At 63.8% G+C, this 16,082-nt stretch carries 17 protein-coding genes; 12 read left to right on the top strand and 5 right to left on the bottom strand.

Annotated elements, in window-relative coordinates:
* The first annotated feature begins 36 nt into the window (after positions 1-36).
* From HU729_RS10325 to HU729_RS10315, 3 genes are all read left to right on the top strand, one after another.
* Complete coding sequence (locus HU729_RS10325; protein ID WP_186709835.1) at positions 37-1,092, top strand: PA0069 family radical SAM protein; 1,056 nt, start codon at positions 37-39, stop codon at positions 1,090-1,092.
* A gap of 339 nt (positions 1,093-1,431) precedes the next feature.
* On the top strand, positions 1,432-2,151 hold the full coding sequence (locus tag HU729_RS10320) for a carbonic anhydrase (RefSeq protein ID WP_186709833.1): 720 nt from the start codon (positions 1,432-1,434) through the stop codon (positions 2,149-2,151).
* 187 nt (positions 2,152-2,338) lie between these two features.
* Positions 2,339-3,880, top strand: coding sequence for a SulP family inorganic anion transporter (locus tag HU729_RS10315; protein WP_186709832.1), 1,542 nt, complete (start codon positions 2,339-2,341; stop codon positions 3,878-3,880).
* A gap of 97 nt (positions 3,881-3,977) precedes the next feature.
* Here the strand turns inward: HU729_RS10315 and HU729_RS10310 are convergent, their stop codons facing one another.
* Positions 3,978-4,619, bottom strand: a complete 642-nt coding sequence (locus HU729_RS10310; RefSeq protein WP_186709831.1) for a hypothetical protein — start codon at positions 4,617-4,619, stop codon at positions 3,978-3,980.
* 382 nt (positions 4,620-5,001) lie between these two features.
* On the opposite strand from HU729_RS10310, the gene coxB reads away from it, so the two are divergent.
* Genes coxB through HU729_RS10290 form a run of 4 tightly spaced genes read left to right on the top strand, consistent with a single transcriptional unit; the run spans position 5,002 to position 9,245 of the window.
* Positions 5,002-6,129, top strand: coding sequence for a cytochrome c oxidase subunit II (gene coxB, locus HU729_RS10305; RefSeq protein ID WP_186669979.1), 1,128 nt, complete (start codon positions 5,002-5,004; stop codon positions 6,127-6,129).
* A 43-nt stretch (positions 6,130-6,172) separates the two neighbouring features.
* On the top strand, positions 6,173-7,762 hold the full coding sequence (gene ctaD, locus HU729_RS10300; RefSeq protein WP_186669978.1) for a cytochrome c oxidase subunit I: 1,590 nt from the start codon (positions 6,173-6,175) through the stop codon (positions 7,760-7,762).
* Between the two features lie 12 nt (positions 7,763-7,774).
* Entirely contained in the window at positions 7,775-8,341 is a 567-nt protein-coding gene (locus HU729_RS10295) for a cytochrome c oxidase assembly protein (protein WP_186669976.1), read from the top strand.
* A gap of 16 nt (positions 8,342-8,357) precedes the next feature.
* Entirely contained in the window at positions 8,358-9,245 is an 888-nt protein-coding gene (locus tag HU729_RS10290) for a cytochrome c oxidase subunit 3 (protein WP_186669974.1), read from the top strand.
* A gap of 30 nt (positions 9,246-9,275) precedes the next feature.
* Here HU729_RS10290 and HU729_RS10285 read toward each other — a convergent pair whose 3' ends face one another.
* Positions 9,276-9,479 (bottom strand): twin transmembrane helix small protein, encoded by a 204-nt coding sequence (locus tag HU729_RS10285; protein ID WP_186709830.1) that lies wholly within the window; start codon positions 9,477-9,479, stop codon positions 9,276-9,278.
* A gap of 63 nt (positions 9,480-9,542) precedes the next feature.
* On the opposite strand from HU729_RS10285, the gene HU729_RS10280 reads away from it, so the two are divergent.
* From HU729_RS10280 to HU729_RS10260, 5 genes are read left to right on the top strand one after another with little or no spacing between them, the layout of a single operon-like run.
* Positions 9,543-10,286 (top strand): SURF1 family protein, encoded by a 744-nt coding sequence (locus HU729_RS10280; protein ID WP_186709837.1) that lies wholly within the window; start codon positions 9,543-9,545, stop codon positions 10,284-10,286.
* Complete coding sequence (locus tag HU729_RS10275; RefSeq protein WP_186709829.1) at positions 10,252-10,836, top strand: hypothetical protein; 585 nt, start codon at positions 10,252-10,254, stop codon at positions 10,834-10,836. Before HU729_RS10280 ends, HU729_RS10275 begins: the two co-directional genes overlap by 35 nt.
* A 9-nt stretch (positions 10,837-10,845) precedes the next feature.
* Complete coding sequence (locus tag HU729_RS10270) at positions 10,846-11,919, top strand: COX15/CtaA family protein (RefSeq protein WP_125931061.1); 1,074 nt, start codon at positions 10,846-10,848, stop codon at positions 11,917-11,919.
* Positions 11,904-12,803 carry a heme o synthase gene (gene cyoE / locus HU729_RS10265; protein ID WP_186669968.1) on the top strand — a complete coding sequence of 300 codons (900 nt, stop codon included), beginning with the start codon at positions 11,904-11,906 and terminating at the stop codon, positions 12,801-12,803. The genes HU729_RS10270 and cyoE overlap by 16 nt, the downstream gene beginning before the upstream one ends.
* Positions 12,800-13,432 carry an SCO family protein gene (locus HU729_RS10260; RefSeq protein ID WP_186709828.1) on the top strand — a complete coding sequence of 211 codons (633 nt, stop codon included), beginning with the start codon at positions 12,800-12,802 and terminating at the stop codon, positions 13,430-13,432. Before cyoE ends, HU729_RS10260 begins: the two co-directional genes overlap by 4 nt.
* Positions 13,433-13,546: 114 nt before the next feature.
* Here the strand turns inward: HU729_RS10260 and HU729_RS10255 are convergent, their stop codons facing one another.
* The 3 genes from HU729_RS10255 to HU729_RS10245 all read right to left on the bottom strand — a co-directional run bounded on the left by HU729_RS10255 (position 13,547) and on the right by HU729_RS10245 (position 16,063).
* Positions 13,547-14,320 (bottom strand): MetQ/NlpA family ABC transporter substrate-binding protein, encoded by a 774-nt coding sequence (locus tag HU729_RS10255; protein WP_186709826.1) that lies wholly within the window; start codon positions 14,318-14,320, stop codon positions 13,547-13,549.
* A 64-nt stretch (positions 14,321-14,384) separates the two neighbouring features.
* Positions 14,385-15,056: a methionine ABC transporter permease gene (locus HU729_RS10250; RefSeq protein ID WP_186669962.1), complete on the bottom strand. Its 672-nt coding sequence runs from the start codon at positions 15,054-15,056 to the stop codon at positions 14,385-14,387.
* Complete coding sequence (locus HU729_RS10245) at positions 15,056-16,063, bottom strand: methionine ABC transporter ATP-binding protein (protein WP_186669960.1); 1,008 nt, start codon at positions 16,061-16,063, stop codon at positions 15,056-15,058. The genes HU729_RS10250 and HU729_RS10245 overlap by 1 nt, the downstream gene beginning before the upstream one ends.
* Positions 16,064-16,082: the final 19 nt, after the last annotated feature.

Genomic DNA, 16,082 nt, shown 5'->3' with positions numbered 1-16,082 from the left:
TACTGTATGCGCATACAGTAATCCGGGTTTTCCACCATGAAACCAACCCCAGTCCGTGGTCGCGGCACCGCCACCAACCCCCACAATCGCTTCGCCCCCAGCCATTCGGTGGTCGAGGACGACGGCTGGCACCAGGAAGTCCCCCTCACCCAGGGCACCGAGGTGCGGATCGAAACCGCCAAGACCATCATCGCCCGCAACACCTCGCCCGACCTGCCCTTCGACCGTTCGATCAACCCCTACCGCGGTTGTGAACGCGGCTGCATCTACTGCTACGCCCGGCCCAGCCACGCCTATTGGGACCTCTCCCCCGGCCTCGACTTCGAGACCAAGCTCATCGCCAAGACCAATGCCGCCGAGGTGCTCGAACAGCAGTTGAGCAAGCCGGGTTATGTCTGTGCACCGATCAACCTCGGCGCCAACACCGACCCCTACCAGCCCATAGAGCGCGAGCACCAGTTGACCCGTCGCCTGCTCGAGATGCTGCTGCGCTACCGACACCCGGTGACCATCGTCACCAAGGGCTCGCTGGTGCTACGAGACCTGGAGCTCTTGAGCGAACTGGCCAGCCAGCGCCTGGTGCGGGTGATGATCAGCCTGACCACCCTCGACGACGAACTCAAACGCACCCTCGAACCCCGCGCGGCGGCACCCAAGGCGCGCCTGCGGGCGATCCGCGTGTTGCGCGAGGCGGGTGTACCGGTGGGCGTGCTGTGTTCGCCGATGATCCCGATGATCAACGACAGCGAGCTGGAGCACCTGCTTCAGGCCGCCAAGGAAGCTGGCGCGCAGAGCGCCGCCTACATGATGCTGCGCCTGCCGCTGGAGGTGGCGCCGTTGTTCGAACAGTGGTTGCAGGACCACTACCCGCAGCGCGCGGCCCACGTGCTGAGCCTGATTCGTCAGAGCCGGGGCGGTGAGCTGTATGACAGCCGCTTTGGGGCGCGGATGCGCGGTGAAGGTGTGTTCGCCGAGCTGCTGGCGCAGCGTTTTCGCAAAGCTTCGCGGCAGTTGGGGTTCGAAGGGCGGGAGCAGGTGTCGCTCGATTGCAGCGCCTTCTGCCCGCCAGGCGGGCAGATGGCATTGTTCTGAACCGGTGATGGTCTTGTGGGAGCGGGTTTACCCGCGAAGACGCCACCACAGCACAGTGCTCCACTACCCTGTAATCTGACTAATACCTACCAATAATTTCATTGGAGGGTATTGGCGGCTGATGCTTTTTTGCTATTATCAAAACCTCCCCTCGAAAACCTGGAACGCCCGTTCTAGAGCCTCCGAATTCAGTTTCAGTTAAGTTTTCTCCGCTAGCGTAGGAAGTCAGTCCAGCGCGACTGTGATTTATTACCTGTGCGCGTCATCTAATTCTCCGCATAGCCAGAATCTTTCCCCGGTAAAATGGAACTTACCTACAAACCGTCAAGAGGATGAATCATGCCCGTCAAGGACCCATCCAAGCCTGTTCCGGCCGCTCCCGCCGAGAGCGCCGATGCTGCCCTGAAGCACATCGTCGACGGCTTCCTGAAGTTTCACCATGACGTTTTCCCCGAGCAGCAGGAGCTGTTCAAGAAGCTCGCCACCGCGCAGAAACCGCGCGCGATGTTCATCACCTGCGCCGACTCGCGCATCGTGCCCGAACTGATCACCCAGAGCTCGCCGGGCGATCTGTTCGTGACCCGTAACGTCGGCAACGTGGTACCGCCCTACGGACAGATGAACGGCGGTGTTTCCAGCGCCATCGAATACGCCGTGATGGCCTTGGGTGTTCACCACATCATCGTCTGCGGTCACTCCGACTGCGGTGCGATGCGCGCAGTGCTCAACCCGCAGTCGCTGACCAAGATGCCGACCGTTTCCGCCTGGCTGCGCCACGCCGAAGTGGCCCGTACCGTGGTCGAGAGCAACTGCTCGTGCGCAACGGAACACGAGAGCATGAAGGTGCTGACCAAGGAAAACGTCATCGCCCAGCTGCACCACCTGCGCACTCATCCTTCGGTCGCCGCGCGCCTGGCGGCCGGACAGCTCTACATCCACGGCTGGGTCTACGATATCGAAACCAGCCGCATCGAGGCCTACGACGCCGCGAGCGACAGCTTCCTGCCCCTGGCTGCTGGCGAGCCAGTGCCGTGCGCAACTCCGAGAGGCCGCTACTAAGCGACCCCAACACCTGAAGAAACCTTGATAGCCGGCTGCGCCCACCAGGCGCGGCAGGGCTTTCTGCTGCCTTGAGTTTCCCTGACCTACTTGCCGGCAATCCTGCTGGCGGCCCGCGCCTGCGCGCGATTCAGGGATCCCCGTGCCGTCGGCCAGTGGAATGGCCGTGAATCAGAAAAGGAGCGTTATGGTGAACATGACACAGATAAAAGCGGCCTTGCCGCGAGAGTTACTGGCTTCGGTCGTGGTGTTCCTGGTGGCCCTGCCGCTGTGCATGGGCATCGCGATCGCCTCGGGCATGCCACCCGCCAAAGGGCTGATCACCGGGATCATCGGTGGCATCGTCGTGGGCTTTCTGGCCGGCTCGCCCCTGCAGGTCAGCGGCCCGGCCGCGGGCCTGGCGGTGCTGGTGTTCGAGTTGGTGCGCCAGCACGGTGTGGCCATGCTCGGACCGATCCTGCTGCTGGCAGGCCTGTTGCAGCTGCTGGCCGGGCGACTGCGTCTGGGCTGCTGGTTTCGCGTCACTGCACCGGCGGTGGTGTACGGCATGCTGGCCGGTATCGGCGTACTGATCGTGCTGTCGCAGGTGCATGTGATGTTCGACAGCGCGCCACAGCCTTCGGGTGTCGAGAACCTGCTGGGTTTCCCCGCGACCCTGGCCTCGGCACTGCCGTTGGAAACCGCCGGTAATGGCTGGCAGGCCGGCGCCCTGGGCCTGGGCACCATCGCAATGATGTGGAGCTGGGAGCGTTGGCGCCCACAGCGCCTGCGCTTCATCCCCGGTGCCTTGCTGGGCGTGGCGATCATGACCGCGATCAGCATCTGGCTGGCGCTGCCGGTCAATCGCGTGCAGGTGCCTGCGGACCTGTCGGAGGCGATCGACTGGATTCGTCCGGACGACCTGCTCAAACTGGCCGATCCGACCTTGCTGGTGGCCGCCTTCGCCCTGGCCTTCATCGCCAGCGCCGAGACGCTGCTGTCGGCTGCAGCGGTAGACCGCATGCACAGTGGCCAGCGATCGGATTTCGATCGCGAGCTGTCGGCGCAAGGTATCGGCAACATGCTGTGCGGTGTGCTGGGGGCATTGCCGATGACCGGCGTGATCGTGCGCAGTTCGGCCAACGTCCAGGCGGGTGCGCAGACGCGTGCGTCGGCGATTCTGCATGGTCTTTGGTTGCTGGCGTTCGTGGTGGTGCTGAGCAGCGTGCTGCAGCAGATTCCGGTGGCAAGCCTGGCGGGCGTGCTGGTGTACACCGGTATCAAGCTGGTCGATTTCAAGGCCTTCCGCGGCCTGGGGCGCTATGGCCGGATGCCGATGTTCACCTATGCTGCCACGGCGCTGGCGATCATCTTCACCGACCTGCTGACCGGTGTGTTGCTGGGCTTTGCCCTCACCCTGTTGAAGCTGGCATTCCGGGCGGCGCGTCTGAAGATCAACCTGGTGACGCTGGCCAAGCCAGGGCACATGGAGCTGCGCCTGAGCGGTGCGGCGACCTTTCTCAAGGTCCCGGCGCTGACCCAGGTGCTGGAGAGCGTACCGCCAGGTACGACCCTGCATGTGCCACTGGGCAATCTGAGCTACATCGATCACTCCTGCCTGGAACTGCTCGAGGACTGGAGCCGCAGCAACAAGGCCAACGGCTCACGGATGCTGATCGAGCAGCGGCGGTTGAAGCGGCGGATCGAAGGACGATTGCGCACCACGGCCGGGGTCGGGGCCGGAGGCTGACATCGACGCCGCCGGGGCCGGAATACCTGTAGGAACGGCATATGACCGCACCTACAGGTATGGCGGGACCGCTGGGGCCGATCTGCCAGGATCGGATTCAAGCCGACTGCCCAAGCTCCACGCCAAGCTGGCGCGACAGGCACGGCCAGCGCTTCCAGGCTGCGCCGGTCTCGGGGCTGCAGAGGGTGTCGCGATACTTTTCCACAGACTCCACTGCAAAGCTCTGGTCATCGAGCATCTCGTCGACCGAGTGATGCACCACTTCATCCAGCTGGTTGGCGAAGGTTTCGCCGATCAACTGGTGGGCGATGAGATTGGCGACGGTGGTGTCTACCGGAATCAGCGGTTGCTGAAAGTGGCGGATATACAGGTCGTTGACTTCCTCGACTAGGCGATGGGCCAAGTAGGCTTCATCGAGCAGGCAGTCGAGCCCGACGTGCCCGTCCATGACCTGCGGAGGTTGCAGGAAGTAGGCTTCGGCGATCTTCAATACCGGTTTGATCTGCGCTTCGATACCGGCTTCGCGAGCGACCGTGTTGGCAGCCTCGAGCAATTCCGGAACCTGGTCGATGTAGGCGCGGACGAAGCGCGTCAAGGTACCCTGGGCGTCCTGCGGGGGCAGTTGGATCGAAGGATGCAGGTGAGGCAGTTGCTGTTCGAGGCGTTGCTTCAGTTGGCCTGTACGGCTCTCATGTTGATGGGCTTGTTCGATCTGCTCGCGTACAGCTGCGATGTTCATGACAACTCCAGGGACAAGGCGTTACAAACGGAAGACACTAAGTTAGCTCGGCTGCGTAGATTGCTAAGACGCATTTGTTATAACAACAGGGCACTTGTTCCGCCGGGTTATATCAATGTGCCACTATTATGCCCCAAGCCCTCTGGAATAATCCTTTCAGCCATTTCAGCCAATGCGTGAAGTTGTTTTCACATCACGCGTTGCGTGCGATTGGTCGCTGTCTATACTCCGCTTGAACGTGATTCGTTGATGAGGCCCGACTGCCGTTTGCAGGGGGCTCGGTCGTCGAAGCCAGGCAGTCTTGACCCCCGTTCCCCCCCTTATGCCGTAGAAAACGTCGTCCACGCCTCCGGGACTACAAGAACGATAAGGGGAACCCGCAATGATGCGACATCCACATGTCTGGATGGGCCTCCTGTTGTGGACGGTGTTCGGTCAGGCGCACGCCGCCTGGACCGTGAACATGTCTCCGGGGGCGACGGAAGTCTCCCACGCCGTGTTCGACCTGCACATGACCATCTTCTGGATCTGCGTGGTCATCGGCATCGTGGTGTTCGGCGCGATGTTCTGGTCGATGGTCATCCACCGCCGCTCCACCGGCCAGCAGCCTGCGCATTTCCACGAGCACACCTGGGTCGAGATCATGTGGACGGTCGTCCCGTTTCTCATCCTCGTCGCCATGGCCATCCCGGCCACCAAGACCCTGATCGACATCTACGACGCCAGCGAGTCGGATATCGATATCCAGGTCACCGGCTACCAGTGGAAATGGCACTACAAGTACCTGGGCCAGGACGTCGAGTTCTTCAGCAACCTCGCCACCCCTTCCGAGCAGATCCGCAACCAGGCGCCCAAGGACGAGCATTACCTGCTCGAGGTCGATCAGCCGCTGGTGCTGCCGGTCGGGGCCAAGGTGCGTTTCCTGGTGACCGCCGCCGACGTGATCCATTCCTGGTGGGTGCCGGCCTTCGCGGTCAAGCGTGATGCCATCCCCGGTTTCGTCAACGAAGCCTGGACGCGCATCGAGAAGCCCGGCATCTACCGCGGGCAGTGCACCGAGCTGTGCGGCAAGGACCACGGTTTCATGCCCGTGGTGGTCGAGGTGAAATCCAAGGCCGACTACGACACCTGGCTCGGCGAGCGCAAGGCCGAGGCGGCCCAGCTCAAGGAACTGACCAGCAAGGAGTGGACGCTGCAAGAGCTGGTCGAGCGCGGCGACAAGGTCTACCACACCACCTGCGTGGCCTGTCACCAGGCCGAAGGCCAGGGCCTGCCGCCAATGTTCCCGGCGCTCAAGGGCTCGAAGATCGCCACAGGGCCCAAGGAAGACCACCTGGGCATTGTCTTCCATGGCAAGCCCGGCACGGCGATGGCCGCGTTCGGCAAGCAGCTCTCGGAAGTCGACATCGCCGCAGTGGTCACCTACGAGCGCAACGCCTGGGGCAACAACAAGGGCGACATGGTCACGCCCAAGGACGTACTGGCGCTCAAGCAGGCGCAAAGCAAATGAGCCGGTGCCCGCTTGATATCCCGCAACGTGCAGGAGACAGGACATGAGTGCAGTGATCGACGACCACGCCCACGGCCATGACCATGCGCACGGTCCGGCCAAGGGCCTGATGCGCTGGGTGCTGACCACCAACCACAAGGACATCGGCACGATGTACCTGTGGTTCAGCTTCGCCATGTTCCTGCTTGGCGGCTCGTTCGCCATGGTGATCCGCGCCGAGCTGTTCCAGCCGGGCCTGCAGATCGTGGAGCCGGCGTTCTTCAACCAGATGACCACCATGCACGGCCTGATCATGGTGTTCGGCGCGGTGATGCCGGCGTTCGTCGGCCTGGCCAACTGGATGATTCCGCTGATGATCGGCGCGCCGGACATGGCCCTGCCACGGATGAACAACTTCAGCTTCTGGCTGCTGCCGGCGGCCTTCCTGCTGCTGGTCTCGACCCTGTTCAGCCCCGGCGGGGGGCCGAACTTCGGCTGGACCTTCTACGCGCCGCTGTCCACCACCTATGCGCCGGCCAGCGTGACCTTCTTCATCTTCGCCATCCACCTGATGGGCATCAGCTCGATCATGGGCGCGATCAACGTGATCGCCACCATCCTCAACCTGCGCGCCCCGGGCATGACCCTGATGAAGATGCCGCTGTTCGTCTGGACCTGGCTGATCACCGCCTTCCTGCTGATCGCGGTGATGCCGGTGCTGGCCGGCGTGGTGACCATGATGCTGATGGACATCCACTTCGGCACCAGCTTCTTCAGCGCGGCGGGTGGCGGCGACCCGGTGCTGTTCCAGCACGTGTTCTGGTTCTTCGGCCATCCAGAGGTGTACATCATGATCCTGCCGGCCTTCGGCGCGGTCAGCTCGATCATCCCGGCGTTCTCGCGCAAGCCGCTGTTCGGCTACACCTCGATGGTCTACGCCACCGGCGCAATCGCCTTCCTGTCGTTCATCGTCTGGGCGCACCACATGTTCGTGGTCGGCATCCCGGTGGTGGGCGAGCTGTTCTTCATGTACGCGACCATGCTGATCGCCGTGCCCACCGGGGTTAAGGTGTTCAACTGGGTCAGCACCATGTGGCAGGGCGCGATGACCTTCGAGGCGCCGATGCTGTTCGCCATCGCCTTCGTCATCCTGTTCACCATCGGCGGCTTCTCCGGGCTGATGCTGGCCATCGCCCCGGCGGACTTCCAATACCACGACACCTATTTCGTGGTCGCCCACTTCCACTACGTGCTGGTGCCCGGCGCCATCTTCGGCATCTTTGCCTCGGCCTATTACTGGCTGCCGAAATGGACCGGGCACATGTACGACGAAACCTTGGCCAAGCTGCATTTCTGGCTGTCGTTCGTGGGCATGAACCTGGCCTTCTTCCCCATGCATTTCGTCGGGCTGGCCGGTATGCCGCGACGGATTCCGGACTACAACCTGCAGTTCGCCGACTTCAACATGATCTCGTCCATCGGCGCGTTCATGTTCGGCGCCACACAGATCTTCTTCCTGTTCATCGTCATCAAGTGCATCCGCGGCGGCGAACCGGCTCCGGCCAAGCCCTGGGATGGCGCCGACGGGCTGGAGTGGTCGGTGCCCTCGCCTGCGCCCTACCACACCTTCCAGACCCCGCCGGAAGTGAAATAGGAGACCGACGCGATGACCGGCCTGTCGCTCAAACGCCTGGTGCTGCGCCTGTTGATGCTGACGGTGGTGATGTTCGCCTTCGGCTTTGCCCTGGTGCCGATCTACGACGTGATGTGCAAGGCCTTCGGTATCAACGGCAAGACGGGCGGGCAGTACGAAGGCAGTCAGATCAGCGACCCTTCGCGCACGGTGCGGGTGCAGTTCATGTCGACCAACGCCAGCGACATGGTCTGGGACTTCTACTCCACCGCTGACCAGCTCGAAGTGAATCCGGGCGCGGTGAACCAGATGGTGTTCGTCGCACACAACCCGACCGACCGGCCGATGAGTGCCCAGGCGATTCCCAGCATCACCCCGGCCGAAGCGGCGGCGTATTTCCACAAGACCGAGTGCTTCTGTTTCACCCAGCAGGTGCTGCAGCCGGGCGAGCGCATCGAGATGCCGGTGCGCTTCATCGTCGACCGCGACCTGCCGGGCAACGTGAAGCACCTGACCCTGGCCTACACCTTGTTCGACATCACTGCGCGTCACCCGCCGGTTGCCCATGCCGCGGTACAGGACGCTCAGGGCGCCCGCTGAGGGAAGGAGAACAGCAATGGCAAGTCATGAGCACTACTACGTTCCGGCGCAGAGCAAGTGGCCGATCATCGCCACTGTCGGGCTGTTCATCACGGTGTTCGGCCTGGGCACCTGGTTCAACGATCTCAAGGCCGGACACCCGGAATCCCATGGGCCGCTGATCTTCTTCGTCGGTGCGCTGTTCCTGGCCTACATGTTGTTTGGCTGGTTCGGTGCGGTGGTCAAGGAGAGCCATGCCGGGCTGTACAGTGCGCAGATGGACCGCTCGTTCCGTTGGGGCATGAGCTGGTTCATCTTTTCGGAAGTGATGTTCTTCATGGCCTTCTTCGGGGCGCTGTTCTATGTGCGGGTGCTGGCCGGTCCCTGGATCGGCGGCGAAGGCGCCAAGGGCGTGACGCACATGCTCTGGCCCAATTTCGAGTTCGTCTGGCCGTTGCTGCACACGCCGGATCCGAAGCTGTTCCCGCCGCCGAAGGACATCATCAACCCCTGGCACCTGCCGCTGATCAACACCATCCTGCTGGTCAGCTCCAGCGTCACCATCACCATCGCCCACCATGCCCTGCGCAAGGGCCATCGCGGCGCGCTGAAACTGTGGCTGGGGCTGACCATCCTGCTGGGGCTGTCGTTCCTGGCGCTGCAGGCCTACGAATACTACGAGGCCTATGTGCACCTGGGCCTGACCCTTGGCTCGGGGATCTACGGCGCGACCTTCTTCATGCTCACCGGTTTTCATGGTGCGCACGTCACGCTCGGCACCTTGATCCTGATCGTGATGTTCGTGCGCGTGCTGCGCGGGCATTTCAACCCGGACAAGCATTTCGGGTTCGAGGCGGCCAGCTGGTATTGGCACTTCGTGGATGTGGTATGGGTGGGGTTGTTCATCTTTGTGTATGTGCTTTAGCCGCAAGGTGGACCCTGTGGGTGGGGTGATTCAGAACGGCGCGTGCGAAACCAATTGCCCACTGATGAAGCCCCAGGCCACCAGGCCGACGGTCAGGACGGCCAGGGTGACGCGCAGGGTCAGGGCCTTGAGCAAGCGGGTGGACTGGTCGTCGTCCTTGACCAGGAACACCAGGCCACTGAACAGGCTGGCGATGGTGGCCAACAGCATCAGGACAATCGCGGCCTTGAGCATGGCGAAACTCCGGGGGGATGCAGTGATGTGGACAAGTATAGCGATCGACAGAGCGAGGCCGCGGTGAGGCCGTTTCGCCCAGGGCTGGTCCCGACCCTGGTGGTGTTCGCACTGCTGCCGGGGCTGATCGCGCTTGGCTGCTGGCAACTGCGTCGGGCCGATGAAAAGCGCCAACTGCTCGACAGCTACGCCGAGCGGCGCATCGAGGCGCCGGTGACCGTGGCGCAGCTTGTGCAACTGCCCGACCCGGCCTTCTACCGCGTGCGCCTGTTCGGCCAGTTCGACCCCGAGCACAGCCTGTTGCTGGACAACCGCCTGCGCGACGGCCAGGCCGGTGTCGAGCTGCTGCAACCCTTCCACGACCAGGCCAGCGGCCAGTGGTTGCTGGTCAACCGTGGCTGGTTGCCTTGGCCGGACCGCCGCGTGCCGGTGCGTTTCGACACCCCGGCCCAGCCACTGGCGTTGCAGGCCACGGTCTACGTGCCGCCAGGCAGCACCTTCCAGCTGCACCCCGACCCGCCCGGCGGCCGATGGCCGCACCTGCTGACAGCCCTTGATCCCGCACAGCTCTGGCAGCAGCTGGCGCGTGAAGGCTTCGCCCATGAACTGCGCCTGGAGCCAGGCCCTGCCAGCTATCGGCTGGATTGGCCGGTCGTTGCCATGGGCCCGGAAAAACACCTCGGCTATGCCGTGCAATGGTTTGCCCTGAGCACGGCGCTGGTGCTGCTGTACCTGTATTTCGGCTGGCACAACGACAACAAGGAGAAACGCCATGGCCGCCGCCACGAGTCCACTGGACGTGCCTGAAGGGAGCAAGTCCCGCACCCGCGGGCGCTTGCAGCTGATCCTGATCCTGCTGGTGACCCTCGGCCCGATGATCCTTGCCACCAGTATGTACAAGCTCAAGTTCTGGGTGCCGGAGGGTCGCAGCTACCACGGCGTGATGATCGGCAATGGCCAGAGCCGCGCCGATATCGGCATCCAGGCCCAGGACGAGCGCTGGCAACTGCTGGTCAGCACGCCCGATGCCTGCGCCGAGGACTGCCGGCAGCTGGTCTACCTGGCCCGGCAGATCCAGGTCGGCCTTGGCCGCGATGCCAGTCGTGCCAGCCATGCGCTGGCAACCGCGACGCCCTTGAGTGGCGACTACCAGGCGCTGCTCGAACGCGAGTACCCGCAACTGCAGCGCTATGCGCTGGATGCCGACCGCTACCGCACAAAGGTCGTCGAGCCCGGCGCGCAACTGTGGATCGTCGATCCACATGGCAACCTGGTGCTGCGCTACGACGCCAAGGTCAAGGGCAAGCATGTGCTCGACGACCTGCGCCACCTGCTCAAGCTGTCCAACATCGGCTAGGAGGCCAGCATGGCCAGACCCGGTTACCGACTTGCTGTGTTCGCCACCTTGCTGGCATTGGTCGTCGTGCTGCTCGGCGCCTACACGCGCCTGACCCACGCCGGCCTCGGCTGCCCCGACTGGCCCGGCTGCTATGGTTTCATCGGCGTGCCCAAGACCGACGCGCAACTGGCCCATGCCGAGTTGCACTTCCCCGAGCATCCGGTGGAAGAAGCCAAGGGCTGGGCTGAGATGGTGCATCGCTATTTCGCCGGCACGCTGGCGCTGGTCATCGCCTGGCTGGCGATAGGTGCGGTACGTCGTCATGGCCGCGACGGCGGGCCCTACCGGTTGCCGGTGCTGCTGCTGGCCGTGGTGCTGGCGCAGGCGGCGTTCGGCATGTGGACGGTGACCCTCAAACTCTGGCCGCAGGTGGTCACCGCGCATCTACTTGGAGGCTTCACCACCCTGAGCCTGCTGTTCCTGTTATCCCTGCGTCTATCCCGGGCCTTTGCGCCACCGCCCAAGCTGCCGTTGAGTCTGCGTCGGGTGGCTGCGCTGGCACTGCTGGTGGTGATTGGGCAGATCGCCCTGGGTGGGTGGGTGAGTGCCAACTACGCGGCAGTCGCCTGCATCGACTTGCCGACCTGCCATGGTCAATGGTGGCCTGCGGCAGACTTCAGCAACGGTTTCCATCTCACCCAGCACGTCGGCCCGAACTACCTGGGTGGGCAGCTCGACAGTGATGCGCGTACGGCCATCCATATCAGCCATCGCCTGGGCGCATTGATGGTCGTGGCAGTGCTGCTGATGCTGAGCTGGAAGCTGCACCGCAATGGCCTGTCCGGCCTGGCTCGGCTGGTGCTGGCTGCCTTGGCGCTGCAGGTGGGGTTGGGGATCAGCAACGTGCTGCTGCACCTGCCGCTGGGGGTGGCCGTGGCGCATAACGCCGGGGGCGCCCTGCTGCTGCTGACCATGGTGCTGGTGAACTACCGCATTCGGGTGGTCGACAAGGTGCGTGTCGGCCTGGGCTGGCGCCTGCGGCCGGTCACGCCTGGCGGCGTTTCCCATCACCTGAGGAATGACACGTGGCGACGGTTCTGAGCCAAGGGCGGCAGCGCGCTGGCTGGCGCGACTACCTGGAGCTGACCAAGCCCAAGGTGGTGGTGCTGATGCTGATCACTTCGCTGGTGGGCATGTTCCTCGCCACCCGCGCGGGTGTGCCGTGGACGGTACTGCTGTTCGGCAATCTGGGCATCGCCCTGTGCGCCGGCGGCGCGGCGGTGGTCAACCACGTGCTGGACCGGCGGATCGATGCCTTGATGGCCCGTACCTGCAAGCGCCCGGTGGCCAAGGGAAGGGTGGCGCCCTTGCCGGCGCTGGCGTTCGCCCTTGCCCTGGCAAGCGCCGGGATGGCGCTGCTGCTGGCCTTCACCAACCCGCTCACGGCCTGGCTCACGCTTGCCTCCCTGTTGGGCTATGCGGTCGTCTACACCGGCTTTCTCAAGCGCGCCACGCCGCAGAACATCGTGATCGGCGGCCTGGCAGGCGCCGCCCCGCCGTTGCTGGGTTGGGTCGCGGTCAGCGGGCACCTGAGCGCCGAGCCGCTGTTGCTGGTGCTGATCATCTTCGCCTGGACGCCGCCACACTTCTGGGCCCTGGCCATCCACCGCAAGGAGGAATACGCCAAAGCCGAGATACCCATGCTGCCGGTGACCCACGGCGAGCACTACACCAAGCTGCATATCCTGCTCTACAGCCTGGTGCTGCTGGCGGTGAGCCTGCTGCCCTATGCCATCCACATGAGCGGCCCGCTCTACCTGGCCTGCGCCCTGTTGCTGGGGCTGCGCTTTGTCCAGTGGGCCTGGGTGTTGTACCGTGGCACCCGGCCGCACGCGGCGATCGGCACCTTCAAGTACTCTATCGCGTACCTGTTCCTGCTGTTCATCGCCCTGCTCGTTGATCACTACCTGTTGCTGAACCTATGACCCGAACCCAGAAAACCGTCTTCATCCTCGTTGCCCTGGTCGCGCTGATCATGGGCTTGACCGTCAACAAGGTGCTCAATGGCCGCGGCGAGGCCAACCCGGCCGAGCTGATCGACGCCGGCATCATCCTCCTGCCGCAGAGCCGCAGCGTGCCGGATGTGACCATGAACGACCAGAACGGCCAGCCGGTGGCGCTGGATCAGTTGAAGGGCAAATGGTCGTTGCTGTTCTTCGGCTACACCTACTGCCCGGACATCTGTCCGACCACGTTGGCGCAGTTGCGCCAGGTGAAAAGCGAGCTGCCCAAGGAGGCGATCGACCGCTTGCAGGTGGTGCTGGTGAGCGTCGACCCGAACCGCGACACGGCGCAGCAGCTCAAGCAGTACCTGGGCTATTTCGACAAGGATTTCGTGGGGCTGGCAGGATCCATCGAGGATACCCAGAAGCTGGCCAATGCCCTGAGCATTCCGTTCATCCCCGCGGACACCAGCAAGCCGGGGTACACCGTCGATCACAGTGGCAACCTGGCGGTGGTCGGGCCGGACGGGCGTCAGCGTGGGTTCATTCGTGCGCCGTTCAACAACCAGAAGCTGGTGGCGCAGTTGCCGGGGCTGGTCAAGCGGGATTGATGAACCCCCAAAAGCTTCGCGGGCAAGCCCGCTCCTACGGGAACGCGATTTCCTGTGGGAGCGGCGGTTCGGCGTTCCGACTTGCCCGCGAAGAGCTCAGCGCGATCGTTCGGCTTAGAACGCCGGCACCACAGCCCCTTTGTACTTCTCGTTGATGAACTGCTTCACCTCAGGCGAGTGCAGCGCCTGCACCAGTTTCTTCACCGCGTCCGCGTCCTTGTTGTCCTCACGGGTCACCAGGATGTTCACGTACGGCGAGTCGCTGCCTTCGATGGCCAGGGCGTCCTTCTGAGGGTTGAGCTTGGCTTCGAGTGCGTAGTTGGTGTTGATCAGCGCCGCATCGACCTGGGTCAGCACGCGCGGGATAGTGGCCGCTTCCAGTTCGCGGAATTTCACGCCCTTCGGGTTTTCAGCCACATCCTTCACGGTGGACAGGATGTTGGTGTTGTCGTTGAGCTTGATCACGCCGGCCTTGTCCAGCAGCAGCAGGGCGCGGCCGCCGTTGGTGGCGTCATTGGGGATGACCACGGTGGCGCCGGATGGCAGCTCGTCGAGCTTCTTGATCTTGGCCGAGTACACGCCCAGCGGCTCGATGTGTACGCCGGCAACGCTGACCAGCTTGGTGCCCTTGGCCTTGTTGAACTCATCCAGGTACGGCTGGTGCTGGAAGAAGTTGGCGTCCAGGCGTTTTTCCGCGACCTGCACGTTCGGTTGAACGTAGTCGGTGAACTCCTTGACCTTCAGCTCCACGCCTTCCTTCGCCAGCTGTGGCTTGACGAAGTTGAGGATCTCGGCGTGCGGCACCGGGGTGGCGGCGACGGTCAGGGTTTCGGCGGCATTGGCCGAGAAGGCCGCGACGGCGGCGACGACAGCGAACAGCTTTTTCATCGATCACTCCTTGTGAGGGCCGCGACGGCCCCCGAACGGGACGGCCGGGCCGACCCTGTTAGGCTTACTTACGGGAAAAATGTACGACCAGCTTGTCGCCGACGGTCTGCAGTATCTGCACCAGCACCAGCAGCAACACCACGGTGACGATCATCACGTCGGTCTGGAAACGCTGGTAGCCGAAGCGGATGGCCAGGTCGCCGAGGCCGCCCGCGCCGACCACACCGGCCATCGCGGTGTAGGACACCAGGGTGATGGCGGTGACGGTGATGGCCGCGAAGATGCCCGGACGGGCCTCCGGCAGCAAGGCATTGGTGATGATCTGGCGGGTAGTGGCGCCCATCGACTGGGTGGCTTCGATGATGCCGCGGTCTACCTCGCGCAGCGCGGTCTCGACCAGGCGCGCGAAGAAGGGTGTGGCGCCCACCACCAGCGGCGGAATGGCACCGGCCACGCCCAGCGAGGTGCCGGTGATCAGCACGGTGATCGGAATCATCACGATCAGCAGGATGATGAACGGCAGCGAACGCAGGATGTTGACGATCAGCGACAGCAGCGCGTAGACGCCCTTCTGCTCGAACATCTGCCGCGGCCCGCAGAGGAACAGCAGCACGCCCAGCGGCAGGCCGAGCAGTACCGTGAACAGCAGGGAGCCGAACAGCATGATCAGGGTGTCGCCGGTGGCGAGGGAAATCTCGGACCAGTCGACGTTGGCGAAGAAATTCAGGGCGTCCATCAGCGCAGGACCTCCATATGTACGTCAGCCGCCTTGAAGCGGTCGAACGCTGCGTCGATGTTGCCGCCGGTGACGGCGAGGGTCAGTTGGCCGTAGGGGACATCCTTGATGCGGTCGATACGGCCGGCCAGGATGCTGTAGTCCACCCCGGTCTCACGGGCCACGGTGCCCAGCAGCGGCGCATAGGTGGCGTCGCCCTGGAACGTCAGGCGCACGATACGGCCCGGCACGTGGGCGAAGTCGTCGCGCTGGTCGCCTTCGTCGACCTGCTCGTCTTCCTGGACGAAGCGCTTGGTGGTCGGGTGTTGCGGGTGCAGGAACACGTCCGCCACCGGCCCCTGCTCGACGATCACCCCGGCGTCCATCACCGCCACGCGGTCGCAGACGCGGCGGATCACATCCATCTCGTGGGTGATCAGCACGATGGTGAGCTTCAGCTCGCGGTTGATCTCGGCCAGCAATTGCAGCACCGAGGCGGTGGTCTGCGGGTCGAGGGCGCTGGTGGCCTCGTCGCACAGCAGGATCTTCGGGTTGGTCGACAGCGCCCGGGCGATGCCCACGCGTTGTTTCTGGCCGCCCGACAGCTGTGCCGGATATTTCTTCGCGTGGTCCGACAATCCGACGCGGGCCAGCAACTGGCTGACGCGCTTGTCGATCTCGCCGCGCGACAGCTCGCCGGCGAGCACCAGTGGCAGGGCGACGTTGTCGGCCACGGTTTTCGAGGCCAGCAGGTTGAAGTGCTGGAAGATCATGCCGACCTGCTGGCGGAAGCGGCGCAGTTGGTTGGCGTCGAAGGCGGTGACGTCCTCGCCATCGACGATGATCTTGCCGCCGGACGGCGCTTCGAGGCGGTTGATCAGGCGCAGCATGGTGCTCTTGCCAGCGCCGGAGTGGCCGATCAGGCCGAACACCTGGCCATTTTCGATGGTCAGGCTGGTCGGATTCAGGGCGGGGATGTCCCTACCGGCGACGCGGTAGGTCTTGTGCACATGTTGGAACTCGATCACGTAGCGAACCTTGTGGGGC

Source organism: Pseudomonas sp. RW10S2 (genome assembly GCF_014268985.1).
Taxonomy (GTDB): domain Bacteria; phylum Pseudomonadota; class Gammaproteobacteria; order Pseudomonadales; family Pseudomonadaceae; genus Aquipseudomonas; species Aquipseudomonas wayambapalatensis.
This window is presented reverse-complemented; position numbering and strand designations above follow the sequence as displayed.